The 13,576-nt window shown below is 61.5% G+C and carries 13 protein-coding genes and 1 pseudogene; 7 read left to right on the top strand and 7 right to left on the bottom strand.

What is annotated here, in order from left to right; translation table 11 throughout:
• Nucleotides 1-74: 74 nt before the first annotated feature.
• Complete coding sequence (locus tag ASG25_RS10100) at nt 75-1,076, bottom strand: BMP family ABC transporter substrate-binding protein (RefSeq protein ID WP_062473068.1); 1,002 nt, start codon at nt 1,074-1,076, stop codon at nt 75-77.
• A 273-nt stretch (nt 1,077-1,349) separates the two neighbouring features.
• Here ASG25_RS10100 and ASG25_RS10095 point away from each other — a divergent pair, with 273 nt between their 5' ends.
• Nucleotides 1,350-1,934: an amino acid synthesis family protein gene (locus tag ASG25_RS10095; protein WP_062473066.1), complete on the top strand. Its 585-nt coding sequence runs from the start codon at nt 1,350-1,352 to the stop codon at nt 1,932-1,934.
• Nucleotides 1,931-2,527, top strand: a complete 597-nt coding sequence (locus ASG25_RS10090) for an amino acid synthesis family protein (RefSeq protein ID WP_062473064.1) — start codon at nt 1,931-1,933, stop codon at nt 2,525-2,527. Before ASG25_RS10095 ends, ASG25_RS10090 begins: the two co-directional genes overlap by 4 nt.
• A gap of 71 nt (nt 2,528-2,598) precedes the next feature.
• Here the strand turns inward: ASG25_RS10090 and ASG25_RS10085 are convergent, their stop codons facing one another.
• The 3 genes from ASG25_RS10085 to ASG25_RS10075 form a co-directional block, all read right to left on the bottom strand.
• Nucleotides 2,599-3,780, bottom strand: coding sequence for an amidohydrolase family protein (locus tag ASG25_RS10085; protein ID WP_062473062.1), 1,182 nt, complete (start codon nt 3,778-3,780; stop codon nt 2,599-2,601).
• Nucleotides 3,781-3,861: 81 nt separating this feature from the next.
• Nucleotides 3,862-4,407: a MarR family transcriptional regulator gene (locus ASG25_RS10080; protein WP_244479371.1), complete on the bottom strand. Its 546-nt coding sequence runs from the start codon at nt 4,405-4,407 to the stop codon at nt 3,862-3,864.
• Between the two features lie 69 nt (nt 4,408-4,476).
• Nucleotides 4,477-5,118: an isochorismatase family cysteine hydrolase gene (locus tag ASG25_RS10075; RefSeq protein ID WP_062473060.1), complete on the bottom strand. Its 642-nt coding sequence runs from the start codon at nt 5,116-5,118 to the stop codon at nt 4,477-4,479.
• Between the two features lie 351 nt (nt 5,119-5,469).
• Between ASG25_RS10075 and ASG25_RS10070 the strand changes: the two genes are divergently transcribed.
• Both ASG25_RS10070 and ASG25_RS10065 read left to right on the top strand, forming a co-directional pair.
• Complete coding sequence (locus ASG25_RS10070; protein WP_062473059.1) at nt 5,470-6,324, top strand: NAD(P)-dependent oxidoreductase; 855 nt, start codon at nt 5,470-5,472, stop codon at nt 6,322-6,324.
• 20 nt (nt 6,325-6,344) lie between these two features.
• Nucleotides 6,345-7,148, top strand: a complete 804-nt coding sequence (locus ASG25_RS10065) for an SDR family NAD(P)-dependent oxidoreductase (RefSeq protein ID WP_347360097.1) — start codon at nt 6,345-6,347, stop codon at nt 7,146-7,148.
• Nucleotides 7,149-7,233: 85 nt separating this feature from the next.
• Here the strand turns inward: ASG25_RS10065 and ASG25_RS10060 are convergent, their stop codons facing one another.
• Nucleotides 7,234-8,238 carry a LacI family DNA-binding transcriptional regulator gene (locus ASG25_RS10060; RefSeq protein WP_062473057.1) on the bottom strand — a complete coding sequence of 335 codons (1,005 nt, stop codon included), beginning with the start codon at nt 8,236-8,238 and terminating at the stop codon, nt 7,234-7,236.
• A gap of 196 nt (nt 8,239-8,434) precedes the next feature.
• Between ASG25_RS10060 and ASG25_RS10055 the strand changes: the two are divergent.
• The 3 genes and pseudogenes from ASG25_RS10055 to ugpC form a co-directional block, all read left to right on the top strand.
• Nucleotides 8,435-9,031: pseudogene (locus ASG25_RS10055) on the top strand (extracellular solute-binding protein); the annotation flags it as partial.
• Between the two features lie 125 nt (nt 9,032-9,156).
• Nucleotides 9,157-11,100: a beta-L-arabinofuranosidase domain-containing protein gene (locus ASG25_RS10050; protein ID WP_062473055.1), complete on the top strand. Its 1,944-nt coding sequence runs from the start codon at nt 9,157-9,159 to the stop codon at nt 11,098-11,100.
• Nucleotides 11,101-11,111: 11 nt separating this feature from the next.
• Nucleotides 11,112-12,215 carry a sn-glycerol-3-phosphate ABC transporter ATP-binding protein UgpC gene (gene ugpC, locus ASG25_RS10045; protein WP_062473053.1) on the top strand — a complete coding sequence of 368 codons (1,104 nt, stop codon included), beginning with the start codon at nt 11,112-11,114 and terminating at the stop codon, nt 12,213-12,215.
• A gap of 365 nt (nt 12,216-12,580) precedes the next feature.
• Here the strand turns inward: ugpC and ASG25_RS10040 are convergent, their stop codons facing one another.
• A complete protein-coding gene (locus ASG25_RS10040) occupies nt 12,581-13,168 on the bottom strand; it encodes a hypothetical protein (RefSeq protein ID WP_062473050.1) in 588 nt (195 codons plus the stop codon).
• A gap of 55 nt (nt 13,169-13,223) precedes the next feature.
• On the bottom strand, nt 13,224-13,553 hold the full coding sequence (locus tag ASG25_RS10035) for a hypothetical protein (RefSeq protein ID WP_062473048.1): 330 nt from the start codon (nt 13,551-13,553) through the stop codon (nt 13,224-13,226).
• Nucleotides 13,554-13,576: the final 23 nt, after the last annotated feature.

Below are 13,576 nucleotides of genomic sequence, written 5' to 3'. Positions count from 1 at the left end.
CGAGATTGGGCCGCCTGACCGTTGCGGACGGCAGCGTGGACTGCGGACCTTGTCCGAGCCCACGCCGGCTCGTCCTACTTCGCGCGAGCGATCTGTATCTTGCCGGCGATCACATCCGTGCGGATGGTGTCCAGCTTGTCCTTGATCGCGGCCGGGAGCTTTGCCGCGACATCGTCGCAGACTTTCACCTCGACACCGCCGGACGCCAGATCGAAGGTGCGTGTTCCCGGCGTGACCTTGCGGCCTTCGACCTCATCCTTGATGATCGCGTACACGGCGACGTCGCCGCGCTTCAGCATGCTGGCCAGCACATTGCCAGGCGCGCTGGAGCACATGTCGATATCGACGCCGAGAGAATATTTGTCGGCGGCGGCACTGGCCTGCATCACGCCCTCGCCCGTTGGTCCGGCGACGTTATAGACGATGTCTGCGCCTTGTCCGTAGAGTGCCATCGCCAGCTCGCTACCCTTTGCCGGATCGTCGAAGGTACCGGCGAAGACCGAATTGACCTTGACGTCAGGCGCAACGTACTTGGCGCCCTGTTCGTAGCCGCCAAGAAAATTGCGGATGACGGGAATGTCGCGGCCGCCGACGAAACCGATCGTCTTGCCGTCGCCGATCTTGTCGAATTCCGGACCCATGTCCTCGACCAGACCTGCAAGCGCACCGGCGATGAACGAGCCCTGTTCTTCGGCAAAAGAAGCGTAGACCATCGTCTTCGCGTCGAGCACCCCGTCGATGAAGACGAAGCGCTGATTGGGATACTGGGCGCCGACCTTCTGCAGAGCGTCCACCAGTTCCCAGCCCATGACGAAGATCAGGTCGTACTGACCGCTCTTTGCGAGATTGGCGAACTGCTCTTCATAATCGAGCGCGCGATTGCCGGTGTCGACGAGCTTGAGGTCGATACCGAAATCGTCCTTGGCCTTGTTCAAACCGTTGACGATGGAAATGCCGAACCCCTGCGCGAAATAGCCGGAGATGGCAGCGACGTGCACCTTCTCGGCAGCGACGGATGGAAGGGCGGATGCAGCCAGCACGACACCGGCCGCTAAGAAGCGGGCAAAAATCTTCATCGTGTTCTTTCCCTCTGGTGGCCTGTTCGGCAATTCCATCAAGCGGTCTTGAAGCCGAATTAGTTGATGGTCATACGAATAGTGTGTTGACTTCGAGGTCTTGTCAATCGCTTTTTGATGCTTTTTCCATCGCACAGCAATACAGGCGTGAATCGCATAATCCGTCGCCCTGCAACGTCGGGAAGCCGCTCGAAAACCAATTCCGTGCAACCTCTCTTGACAACGATCAGACGTGATGAACTGTTACTACTCTAACAAATATTGGAGAGGTATATGGCAGACGTGATCGTACGCAAGTTCGTCGTTTCCGTGGATGAGATCTTCCATGAGGGAGGACCGGTTAGCGACACGCCGCTGCGGCGCGCCTCGGTGCTCGCCGTCATCGAGAACCCCTTTGCCGGCGCCTATGTTGAGGACATCGCGTTTTTTATGGATGAGCTGAAGCCGCTTGGCCTGGCTATGGCGCGTCGCCTCATCGATGCCTTGGGCGGCGATCCCGCCGCCGTCGAAGGCTATGGCAAAGGCGCGATCGTCGGATCGGCCGGAGAGCTGGAGCATGCTGCGCTCTGGCACAATCCGGGAGGCTATGCCATGCGCGGACTCCTCGGCGATGCGCGGGCTATCGTCCCCTCGACCAAGAAGGTCGGCGGACCGGGCACGCGCCTTGACGTGCCCATCACCCATATCAACGCCTCCTATGTCCGCAGCCATTTCGATGCCGTTGAGGTCGGCATTGGCGATGCGCCGCGCGCCAACGAGATGGTGCTCGCCCTTGCGATGACCACAGGACCACGAATTCATGCCCGCGTGGGCGGTCTCAAGGCCAGCGAGATCAAGGGCGAGGATGGCCTGCGATGAGCGTGAACGACACCATCGGACTGCGCCGCATCGTAACGGTCGTTGAAGAAACGCTGATCGAGGGCGGACGGACGCTTGAGAAACCCACGCGGCGCGCGGCAGCCGTGGCCGTGATCCGCAACCCTTTTGCCAATCGCTATGTCGAGGATCTCTCCACGCTGGAGGCTGTCGGCCGCGTGCTCGGGCACATTCTGCCGGAGCGGGCCGTTGCGGCCTTGAACATCGAGGGGTCGCGGATCGAAAGCTTCGGCAAGGCCGTCCTTGTCGGGGCGGATGGCGAGCTGGAACATGCGGCCGCCCTGATGCATCCGGAGCTCGGTGCGCCGTTCCGCGCCGTTCTGGGCGGCGGTGCTGCCTTGATCCCCTCCTCCAAGAAACGGGGTGCTCCCGGCGCAACGTTCGACATCCCGCTCGGCCACAAGGATGCCGCGCGGGTGCGCAGCCATTTCGACGGTATGGAGGTGCGTGTGCCCGATGCCCCCCGCGCCGACGAGATCGCCGTGGCAATCGCCGTCACTGACAGCGGCCGGCCGCACCCGCGCGTTGGCGGCCTGACGGTGGACAGGATCATCGGCAAGGACGGCATGGTCTGAACCTGTGTATGGCGACGACGTGCAAAGGCCGCGCCCCGAAAGGAGCGCGGCCTTTGCACATGACCATGCGCTCAACCAGCGAGAAGCGCCGGCACAAGAATCGATGGCGGCGTGTTGCGGCTGCGGGTGATGCGCGGGACGCCGTCGACGAGGATCATGCCAATGCCGGGCATGTTGCCCAGCGCCATGCTGTCGAGAACACCGTCGCCTGCCCCGCCCATGGCCTGGTCGATGAAGACGAGATCGGCGGCAAGGCCCACCGCGATCCGTCCGCGGTCCGTCAAGCCGCGCAAGCGCGCAACATTGCCTGTGGCCAGGCATATTGCGACTTCGGGCGCCAGATTTCCGAGAGACGCCAGCATGGTCACGAGCCGCAGCATGCCGAGCGGTTGGACACCGGAGCCGGCCGGGCTGTCGGTGCCAAGGACCAGGCGATCAAGCGCCCCGACATCCAGCACGGTATCGAGCACGAACAGGCCAGCCCGCATATTGCCATTGTGCACGATCTCCAGCCCGCGAGCGCTCGTCTCGCAGATGAGGCGGAGTTCGGCTTCCGGCAGGGACGTCGGGCCGCCATTCAGATGCGCGGCGACATCGGCATCGACTTCCAGCACCGTTTCCGCCCCGATGCGCGCCGAACCGGGAATGGAATGGCCGCCCACATGGGTCATGGAGGTCATGCCGTTCTGCCGTCCCCAGTCGACCATCTGCCGACCGGTTTCTCCGTCCTTGACCGATCCGAGGCCGACCTCGCCGATGAGCGTGACGCCGGCTGCGGCAAGCTCGACGAAGTCCGCTTCGGTCAGCCCATGCTCAAGGATCAGGGCCCCTGCGAGCACCTTCATGCCGGTCGGGGAAAAGGCGCTGAAAGCGCGCTGGGCGGTGATGGCGAGCGCCTTGACGCCGATCACGTCGCGCGGGCGGCCGGGCACATGCACCTCGCCAGCCGAAACCAGCGTCGTCACGCCGCCATGCAACGTGGAATCGATCCAGCCAAGCTGGTTCTGCCGCGGCGTCCAGTCCCCCATGACAGGATGAGAGTGATTGTCGATCATGCCCGGCATGATGGCCGAACCCTTGGCGTCGATCATCGTGGCATCGTCGGGGAGTGCCATGGAGGATGCACGTCCGATTGCCGAGATCCGCCCGCCCTCGACGAGAATGGTGTCCGCATCTGCGATCGGCGCGGCGAGATCACCCGTGAGGACCAGGCCGAGATTGCTGATGACAAGACGGTCGAAGGAAGGTTGCATCGTCGGATTCCCTTAGGCTTGGTCGTGGTGGCGTGACTGCAGTGTCGATCGGTGTGGGCCCTGCGGGTCCATCGGCCAAAGTCAGTCCGCTTCGGGCTCGCCAACCTTGTTCAGGAGGTCAAGCAGCGTCGCCTGTTCGCCGGGTGAGAGCGGCGATAACAGCCGGCGTGCCACCTGCATGGAGCGGTCGAGCAGCGGCAAGGTGTAGTGCACGCCGGCATTGGTCAGCGTGATCATCGTCATGCGCTGGTCGGTTTCCGAGCGCTTGCGCGCGATCAGCCCGCGCTTCATCAGCGCCTTGACGACAAGACTGATGGTCGACGGGTCCATCTGCGTCATGCGGCCAAGATGATTTTGAGAAAGCTCGCCCTGTTTCAAAAGTGTCGCCAGAGCGGCGAGCTGCGTCGGCGTCAGGTCGTCTTCGGGCATGACCGCCTGGAAGCAGGCCGTCGCCCGCTGATGCGCGCGCCGCATCAAATGCGCCGCGTGATGCTCCAGCGAATATCCGGTCCGGGCATAATAGGCCTGGATTTCATCCCGGCCGAGTTCGGGAAGCTCGGTCGCGGCAGGCGCGTCATTCCCGTTCGGCAAGGAAAGATCAGGAGAGAGGGGTTCGATCGTCTTCAAAAGGTCTTCCATTCGATAGGCAGATGTCGGGCAACCGCGCTCGACCCGTCGCCACCACCGGCTGTGTAGTCAGGCGGCAATCATATTGGTGAGCGTGGCGCCCTGGCGGAGCGCGGCAACGACGGACTGGGCATCCGAAACAATCCCGAAATGCGTGGCGATGTCGTAGAGCGAACTCTCCTGTTCGCGCGGCCCGGTCGCAGCGCAGGCATCTGCCGGCACGACTACCTCATAGCCGATGAAAAACGCGTCATGGACGGTGGAGCGGACGCAGATATTGGTCACGACCCCGCAGATGACGAGCTGATCGATTTGCATGTCTTTCAGCGTCAGGTCGAGATCCGTCTGGAAGAAGGCAGAGTAGCGACGCTTGGTGACGTGGATGTCGTCGGGCCGGGCGCCGAGATCCTCGATGATCTCCGTCGCCCAGGTGTTTTCAAGGCCGTGCGGCGTACGCTTGGCCCATTCGCGCTCATGTCGCATTGCCGGCCGGTGCGCATCGTGTACCCAGATGACCGGTGCTCCGGCCGCGCGCGCGGCCTCCACAAGCGCCAGTTGCGGCGCGACCAGTGCCTCGTAGCCCGGCAGCACCATCTTGCCGCCCGGCTTGCAGAATTCGTTGATCATATCGATGACGATCAGCGCGCTGCGCTTTCCATCCAGACAAATGTCCTGGTTTTCAAGATGTGCAGAAAAGACGTCGAGCGACATAGGCGTCTCCGTGACAAAGGGGGAGGAGCAATGACAAAACTCATTGATGATCAAACAAGCAATCGGAGGCCGGTGAAGTCAAGCGATTTATCAGCGACGGTTCCGGAATTTCGGCAGTGTGCTTGCGTCGAAGACTTCGGCTGTCTTTGAAACCTCTGTGAAAAACGCAGGACAAGCCCATCTTGACATCCCTTACAGAATAAGCCGTAATCATATGACCATCAACGATATTGCCCGCCCTCCGTAACGTTGGCTGCTATAACTTACGTCGCGCTGGCGTTTCCATGACATCCCGTTCGCATCTCCGAAATCTGGAAGTTGCGCTCGGCGTCGATCGAGAGGGGTTTGCCGATGAGCCGCATTCTGGTGACCGGTTCGAGCGGCTTGCTTGGTCGTCATGTCGCGTCAAGCCTTGTGGACGCCGGCCACGCAGTCCTTGGGCTCGATGTCGTCGCGCCACCGGAAGGCGCATCCTGGTCTCATGTCACCGGCGAAGCCGGCGACCTTGCGGTGATGGCGGAACTCGCCAAGGATATGGATGCGCTCGTCCATATCGCCGCCATTCCCCGCCCGACCGGCCGAGCAGCCGTCGATGTTTTCCGCATCAATATGGCGGCGATGTATGCCGCCGTGGAGGCTGCGCGACTCTGCGGCGTTCGCAGGTTCGTCTATGCCTCGTCCTTCAGCGTGCTCGGCTTCCCGTTTTTCGAGACGCCCATCACGCCGGCTTACCTGCCGATCGACGAAGCGCATCCCATCGGCGCGCAGGATGTCTACGCGACAACCAAATGGCTGGGTGAAGAGTTGATCGAGACGATGGTTCGACGCGGCACCTTCGCAGCCGTCAGCCTGCGCATGCCGTGGATCCAGACGCCGCAGACATTTCACACAACCATTGGCCAGCGACGCTTGCACGCCGATGCTGCGCGCGACCTGTGGGCCTATCTCGACGCGCGCGATGCAGCAGCAGCCTTCGTGGCGGCGGTCGAGCGGCCGCTGGCCGGGCATGCGCGGTTGTTCATCAGCGCCGCCGACAGCTATATGGATTGCGCCAGTGCGGATCTTATCCGGGCAGCGTATCCGGACACGCCGATCCGTAAGCCAATCGACAGCTATGCAGCGCTGATCGACACATCGGCTGCTGAGCGGCAACTTGGTTTTGTACCGCGCTATTCCTGGCGGGATTATCCGGAATACGAAACATAACGGATGAAGGAGTGGCAGTGATGCGGTTTGCCGACAAGGTCGTGCTGGTCACCGGAGCGGCTGGCGCCATCGGGAGCGCAGCCGTGCGCCGCTTTATGGCTGAGGGTGCTCAATTGGCGATCTCCGACATCGATCTCAGCAAAGCCGAGGCACTTGCTGCGGTGTCTGGGGAGAGAGCAAAAGCCTTTGCCGTCGATGTATCAGATCCAGCGTCGGCAGCCGCGATGGTAGGGGATGTCGTTGCCCATTTTGGCCGCATCGACGTGCTGTTCAACAATGCTGGTATTTCGGGCAAGGTCGCACCGGTCCACGAGCTCGATACAGAGGACTGGCAGAACATCGTTGGGGTCAATCTGAACGGCATTTTCTACGTCCTGCGCGCCACCCTCGCGGCCATGATCAAAGGTGGGATCAAAGGCGCAGTGGTCAACATGGGGTCGTCCATGGCGGGCTGGGATGTTCTGGCGGGCGGGGCAGGTTATGCATCGACCAAGCATGCGGTCGTCGGTCTGACCCGCATCGCAGCGCTTGATTCCGCTCCCTACGGCATTCGTGTGAACGCCATCTGCCCCGGCGTGATCGAGACGCGTCTTGGCGTGCCCGCAGGAGACGATGCCGCCTACGACGCCGGCATTCGTCGGTTTTCCGATCGCATTCCCTTGCGTCGCATCGGCCAGCCGGAAGACGTCGCCGCTGCTGTTGCCTTCCTCGCCTCAAGCGATACGCGGCACGTAACCGGGGTTGATTGGTTGATAGATGGTGGCCAGACACTGCAAAGCTGGGCCAACGCTCCTGATGCCGAGGCTTTTCCTAAGCTGGTGTAGGTCGCCTTGTCATCGGCAAGGTACATTAGGGCTCTTCTCTACCAGGCTTATGGTCCGTCTCGGCGATGTTTTCTTGATTCAAACGTCATGCTGCACCGCAAGATTTTCGAACAACTAGACTGCAACCTATGGCCTCGATCCCGAGGGGGACGGATTTCCCTCGCGTGAGGTCTAGGATGGCTAGGCCCGCCCTCCGGCCGAGTTCCTTCAGACCCATGTCGATCGTCGTGAGAGCTGGACGTGTCTGTGCGGCGACAACGTGCCAGTTGTCGAAGCCAACGACCGCGATATCGCCGGGAACGGAGAGGCCGTGATCACGCAAGGCGTCGATGACGCCCCGGGCGGTCTCGTCGCTGCCGCAAAAAATCGCCTCAGGACGCGGCTCGTCGCGCGCGAGCATCTGCCGGACCGCTTCATGGCCCCAATCCTCCCCCCAGGATCCGAACATCACCTCTCCCTCACTGCCGAGACAGGCGCGATAGGCCTCGGCGCGCCGACGCACGGCGGCGAAATCTTCCGGGCCGGTGATGTGCAGGATCCGGCCGTGGCCGAGCGACAGGAGGTGCTCGACCGCAAGGCGTGCGCCTTGGGCATCGTCGGGAACAAAGGATACGCGGGTGTCCGGCCCTTCGGCAAACGCGTAGACCACAGGGATCGGCAGATGCGTAAGATCGACCGGCGGTGGCAGATCGACCCGGGTGGCGGTAAAAATGATGCCGTCCACCTGCTTGTCGAGCAGCGCTTCGAGATGGAGGCGCGCCAGGCGCGGATCATTGTTGGTCGCGCAGAGGAAAACCGAGACGCCATGATCGACCAGCGCTTCCGACACGCCGGCCGTCATCGGCAAGGTCAGCCGGCCGTAGGTGTCGTTGGTGATGATGCCGATGGAGTGACTGCGCCGACTGAGCAACCCGCGCGCGAGCGCGTTCGGACGAAACCCGATCTCTTCGGCCACCCGCTTCACTCGCTCGCGTGTCTCCGCATTGGTGCGACCTTGCCCGTTCAAGGCGTTGGACGCGGTGGCGACACTCACCCCGGCGGCCTGCGCAACATCGCGGATCGTCGCCCTTCGCACCCCATTTTCGCTCATGAAAAGGCCCCTTCGACCATTTTGATGAAAGCTTTCACCAAGAAATATTCGTATTGATAAAACGTTTTAGCAGTTTGTTCTGCCATTAGCGGCTCGCGCTGTCGACAAAAAAAATATTGTCGATTACCGTTTGGGGCACGTCGACGTCCTGGCCTGTCGCAGGGAGAGTTGGCGACCAAGAAAAAGGGAACGCTCCATGCTGAAGATCAAACTGGCGCTCGCCGCGCTCTCGCTTGTTGCCAGCGCCACGCTGGCCAACGCAACCGACGTGACCTTGTGGGTCCGCACCTCGTCGGGTGCCGTTCTTCAAGGACTTGCCGATCACTACAATGCATCGCATTCCGACAAGATCGTCGTGACGCAGATCACGGCGGAGCAAATGGTGCCGAAGCTTGGCGCCGCCATTGCCGGCGGAGCCGCACCAGACGGCGCCGTGCTTGACCTGATCTATCTCCCGACATTCGCCGCAGCTGAAGGCCTGGAGGACATTTCCGAGTTCGTCAAGAGCCGGCCTTACGCCGCCTCCATGAGCCCCTCCCATATCCGTCTTGCCACCTATGACGACAAGATCTACGGCGTGCCGGCGCTGCCCGATGCCTCGATCATCGCCTACAACACCGATCTGTTCGAAAAGGCGGGGCTCGACCGGAACAAGGCTCCGGCCTCGCTGGAAGAGATCGCCACCGCCGCCAAGAAGATCACGGCGCTCGGCAACGAGACCTATGGGTTCTATTTCGTTGCCAACTCCGGCAGCTGGCTCATCTACGACTTCCTGCCGCACCTCTGGGCGGCCGGAGCCGTCACCGTCACCATGGTCCCCTGCATCATTCTCTTCCTTCTCCTGCAACGCTACTACGTGCGCGGGCTCACCGCCGGTGCCGTCAAATGAGTGTCGTGCATACCCAAAAGGCTTCTCCCATGTCCTCCAGGCCCGCAGTCCCCCTCTCCCCGCCGCAGGCATCCTCGCTCCGCTACATGCCCGGCGATCATGCGAAAGTCGTCTTTACAGGGGGGTTCTGGGAAAGCTGGTCGAAAACAGTGCGCGACGTGACCATTCCAACCCAGCATATGCGCCTGGAGGAAGAGGGCTTCCTCGAAGTCCTCGACTTCGACAAGCCGCCATCGCCGCTGGTGCGCCGCATCCAGCCGAGCGGCCTTTCCATGCAACATTTCTTCGACAGCGATTTCGGGAAATGGATCGAGGCCGCAAGCTACACGCTCAAGCAGCATCCGGATGCAGCGATCGAGGCCAAGATCGACGCGATCGTCGAGAAGCTCGAACAGGGGCAGATGGCCGACGGCTATCTCAACAGCTGGTTCATCCGTCGCGAGCCGGAGAAGCGGTGGACGAACCTGCGCGATCTCCACGAAATGTATTCGATAGGGCACCTGCTCGAAGGTGCTGTAGCCTATTTCGAGGCGACGGGAAAACGTCGCTTCCTCGACGTGATGATCCGCGCCGTCGATCACATCATCGACACGTTCGGCCCGGAGCCGGGCAAGCTGCGCGGCTATGACGCGCATGAGGAAATCGAGCTTGCGCTGGTGAAGCTCTATCGCGTGACACGCGATCCGCGGCATCTGGCTCTTGCGACCTATTTCGTGAATGAGCGCGGCCAGATGCCCTCTTATTACGACGAGGAAGCGCGACGCCGGGGCGAAGATCCCGGGGACTATGTCTATCAGACCTATGCCTACAGCCAGGCGCACATGCCGGTGCGAGAGCAGACCCAGGTCGTCGGGCACGCGGTGCGGGCCATGTATCTTTTCTCTGCGATGGTCGATCTTGCGCACGAGAACGACGACCCGACGCTAAAGGACGCCTGCGAGCGGCTGTTCGACAACCTGACCGGCCGCCAACTCTATGTTACGGGTGGGCTCGGTCCGTCCGCATCGAACGAAGGCTTTACGCGGGAGTACGATCTACCCAACCAAACGGCCTATGCCGAGACCTGCGCAGCCGTTGCATTGGGCTTCTGGAGCCACCGTATGGCGCAGCTCGATCTCGACGCCAAATACACGGACAAGCTTGAAACCGTGTTGTTCAACGGGGCGCTTTCGGGAATTTCACGGGACGGCGAGCACTATTTCTACGAGAACGTTCTCGAGAGCCACGGGCAAAACCGTCGCTGGAAATGGCACTACTGCCCCTGCTGCCCGACCAATATCGCCCGCCTCATTACCTCGCTTGGACAGTATGTCTACTCGGCAACGGATGCGGATCTGGCGGTTCATCTCTACGGTGCCAACACGGCGGAGATCATGCTGGGCAACACGGTGGTTCGCCTAGCGCAGGAGACGCACTATCCCTGGGATGGCGATGTCCGGCTGACGCTTGGTCTCGACGCGCCCGCCTCCTTCACGCTGCATCTTCGTATCCCTGGCTGGTGCCGCGAGAGCCGGATCACGATCAATGGCAAGACCATCGATGTGCCCGCAGCAACGACGAAGGGTTATGCAGCGATCACGCGCGACTGGGCGGATGGCGACGAGGTACGGCTCTCCTTCGACATGCCGGTCGACCGGCTCTATGCCCACCCCGCCGTCGGCGAGGATGCCGGCCGGGTGGCCTTGAGGCGCGGCCCGGTCGTCTATTGCGTCGAGGAAATCGACATCGGACTGGAACCGCAGCGGCTGCGGCTGCCGACAGACGCAAGGTTCGACGTGTCCTATGATGCGGACCTTCTGGGCGGTGCGGCCGTGTTGACCGGCGAAGCACTTCTGGCGGAGGCAGCAGACTGGGACGGCCTTTATCGCCCGGCCCCGCCGAAGCTGAATTCCTGCACGTTCAAGGCGATCCCGTACCATCTCTGGGCAAACCGGGATCCAGGCGCCATGCTCGTCTGGCTGAATGAGAAGTAGGAGAATACGACATGGCTCGGCTCGAACTGCGAAACGTCGTCAAATCCTACGGCATCTACGAGGCCGTGCGCGGCATCAACCTTGCAATCGATAATAAGGAGTTCGTCGTCTTCGTTGGCCCGTCCGGCTGCGGCAAATCCACGACGCTGCGGATGATCGCCGGGCTGGAGCACATTACCGGTGGCGATATCGTCATCGGCGATCGCGTGGTCAATTGGCTGGGCCCGGGCAAGCGCGACATCGCCATGGTGTTCCAGAACTATGCGCTCTACCCGCATATGTCGGTGCGGGAGAACATCGCCTTCTGTCTGGAGCAGCAGCGCCTGGCAAAGAGCGAGATCGACACCCGTATCCAGACGGCCGCACGCACGCTTCACATTGAGGAACTTCTCGACCGCCGCCCTGGCCAGCTCTCCGGCGGTCAGCGCCAGCGCGTCGCCATGGGCCGCGCCATCGTTCGCAATCCGAAGGTATTCCTCTTTGACGAGCCGCTCTCGAACCTGGATGCGAAACTGCGCGTGCAGATGCGTACCGAGATCAAACGCCTGCACCAGATCCTGCCGACGACCACGGTCTACGTGACGCACGACCAGATCGAGGCAATGACCATGGCCGACCGCGTGGTCGTCATGAATGGCGGATTGATCGAGCAATGCGGCCCGCCGCAGCATCTCTATCACCACCCCGCAACCCGCTTCGTCGCCGGCTTCATCGGCTCGCCCTCGATGAACTTTCTGGATGCCCGGCTCGCCGAGGTCGAAGGTCACCTCATGGTCCGCCTCGATGGCGGCGCGGATCTGCCGGTGCCTCGCGAACGCGCCGCCATCTACGCCGACCATATCGGCCGCCCGGTCACGCTCGGCATTCGCCCCGAAGCCCTGAGCGCCGAACAGCTGCGTCCGGGCTACGTTCCGCTGACTGCCCGGATCGACTTGGTGGAGCCCCTCGGGCCATCAACCATGATCTACTTCGACATCGGGAAGACGACCCTCTGCGCCAGCATCGACCCCGAGGCAGGCGCGAAAGCGGGCGAGGAGATCGTCCTGTCTGTCAACATGAACCAGATGCACTTGTTCGACGCAGAGACGGGCATGTCCCTGACACCCGTTCCGTAACACGATAGGGTCGGCGGGAGGCGACGCCCGGACAGCGGTTGGCAAACATCCGATTGTTCGTGGAACGCGATGCGAACCTGCAGCACCCGTTGAAAACGGCAATTCCTTGCGCTTTCAGCCATTTGCAGTTCGAGGCTGACGGCATATGAACCACCGGCTCGCGTTGCGACCGGAATTATTTCGCCGAACCGTCGATCACATCCGATGCCGGCGCGAGATTCGAACCGCCGACCTGCTCCTGCACTCAACAGGTGAAGGCGCTCCTATCGCTCGATCTGCGAACGTGAGTTGGCATTAGAAAGCTGCACCTTCGTCATAGGCTAGGACTGAAGCAAGCTGCCGTTTAACAAGATCTAAAACGAAGTCTATTGTTCTGCTCCGCTCATACCCCGACGCGACAGAGCGATCGTCAGCCATATTGCTGAAACCAGGAAGTAGAATGCCCCAACGCCAGCGTAGCCTTCGACCGTTGAGATAGAAGGCTCCTGCGGCATTTGTGCTTGGAAAATGAACAGCGCGCCGGCTATCGCGGATTGGCCACCGCTCAAAATCATAGCCCATTGACCGCCGCTCGTTTTCCAACGGCGTAGAGCAGTGCCAAGCTGCAGCAGCCCTGAAAAGATTGCCCATAGACCAAAGGCGCCGAGAACCCAGTTCATGTTCATTGTCAGGGCCAGGATCACGGCAATCGTCATGACGGAGCTCGCTGCAACGTTGATTGCCTGGCTCTGGTTGGCGGCAAGGCCACCGCTCCTCGCGGCATCGATGACGTTCGCGATTGCATCCCAAGCAGGATAAAGGATCAGCAGTGCGGCAGCCACCGCAAAGGAATGGCGGCCGATCGTCAAGGCGGCCGCAACCCAAAGCACTGAGAAGGCCGCTCTGCTAAAGTAATACTGCTTCAGCCACTGGTCATTGCCACGCGGGGCACGGGATATCTGATGGTTCGGCATCGTTTTCTTCCACGTTCTGATTAATTGATTGATGAGACTGCTCGCACGCACTATGTCAGAAGAAGCCGACGTGCTTGCCAAATCGAGTATTCGCGTCCCACTCATGTCGGCCGATCCGGTCGCTTTCGCCGGAGAGTTTCGCAGCTGGCTTCTCTAAGAGCGCAACGATCTGTGAGCTGTCGTGCGCCGACGTCATGACATCAACGTCTTGATCACTCTCGGGACGCATGCGCTTCTCGAACGCCCTGTTGATCGCGCCCTGCCGCTTTGCAACCCATCGGCCATCGGGATCCGAGAGGATCGAGTTGGTCTGACCGATCGCAACAGGTGGCGAAAAGGCGGTCGCCGAGATGGGCATTACATGTTGAACTAGGCGCCTGCTCATGAGCTATGATCCTGTGACGGGTC

Origin of the sequence: Rhizobium sp. Leaf384 (genome assembly GCF_001424065.1) — a bacterium.
GTDB lineage: Bacteria > Pseudomonadota > Alphaproteobacteria > Rhizobiales > Rhizobiaceae > Ferranicluibacter.
This window is presented reverse-complemented; position numbering and strand designations above follow the sequence as displayed.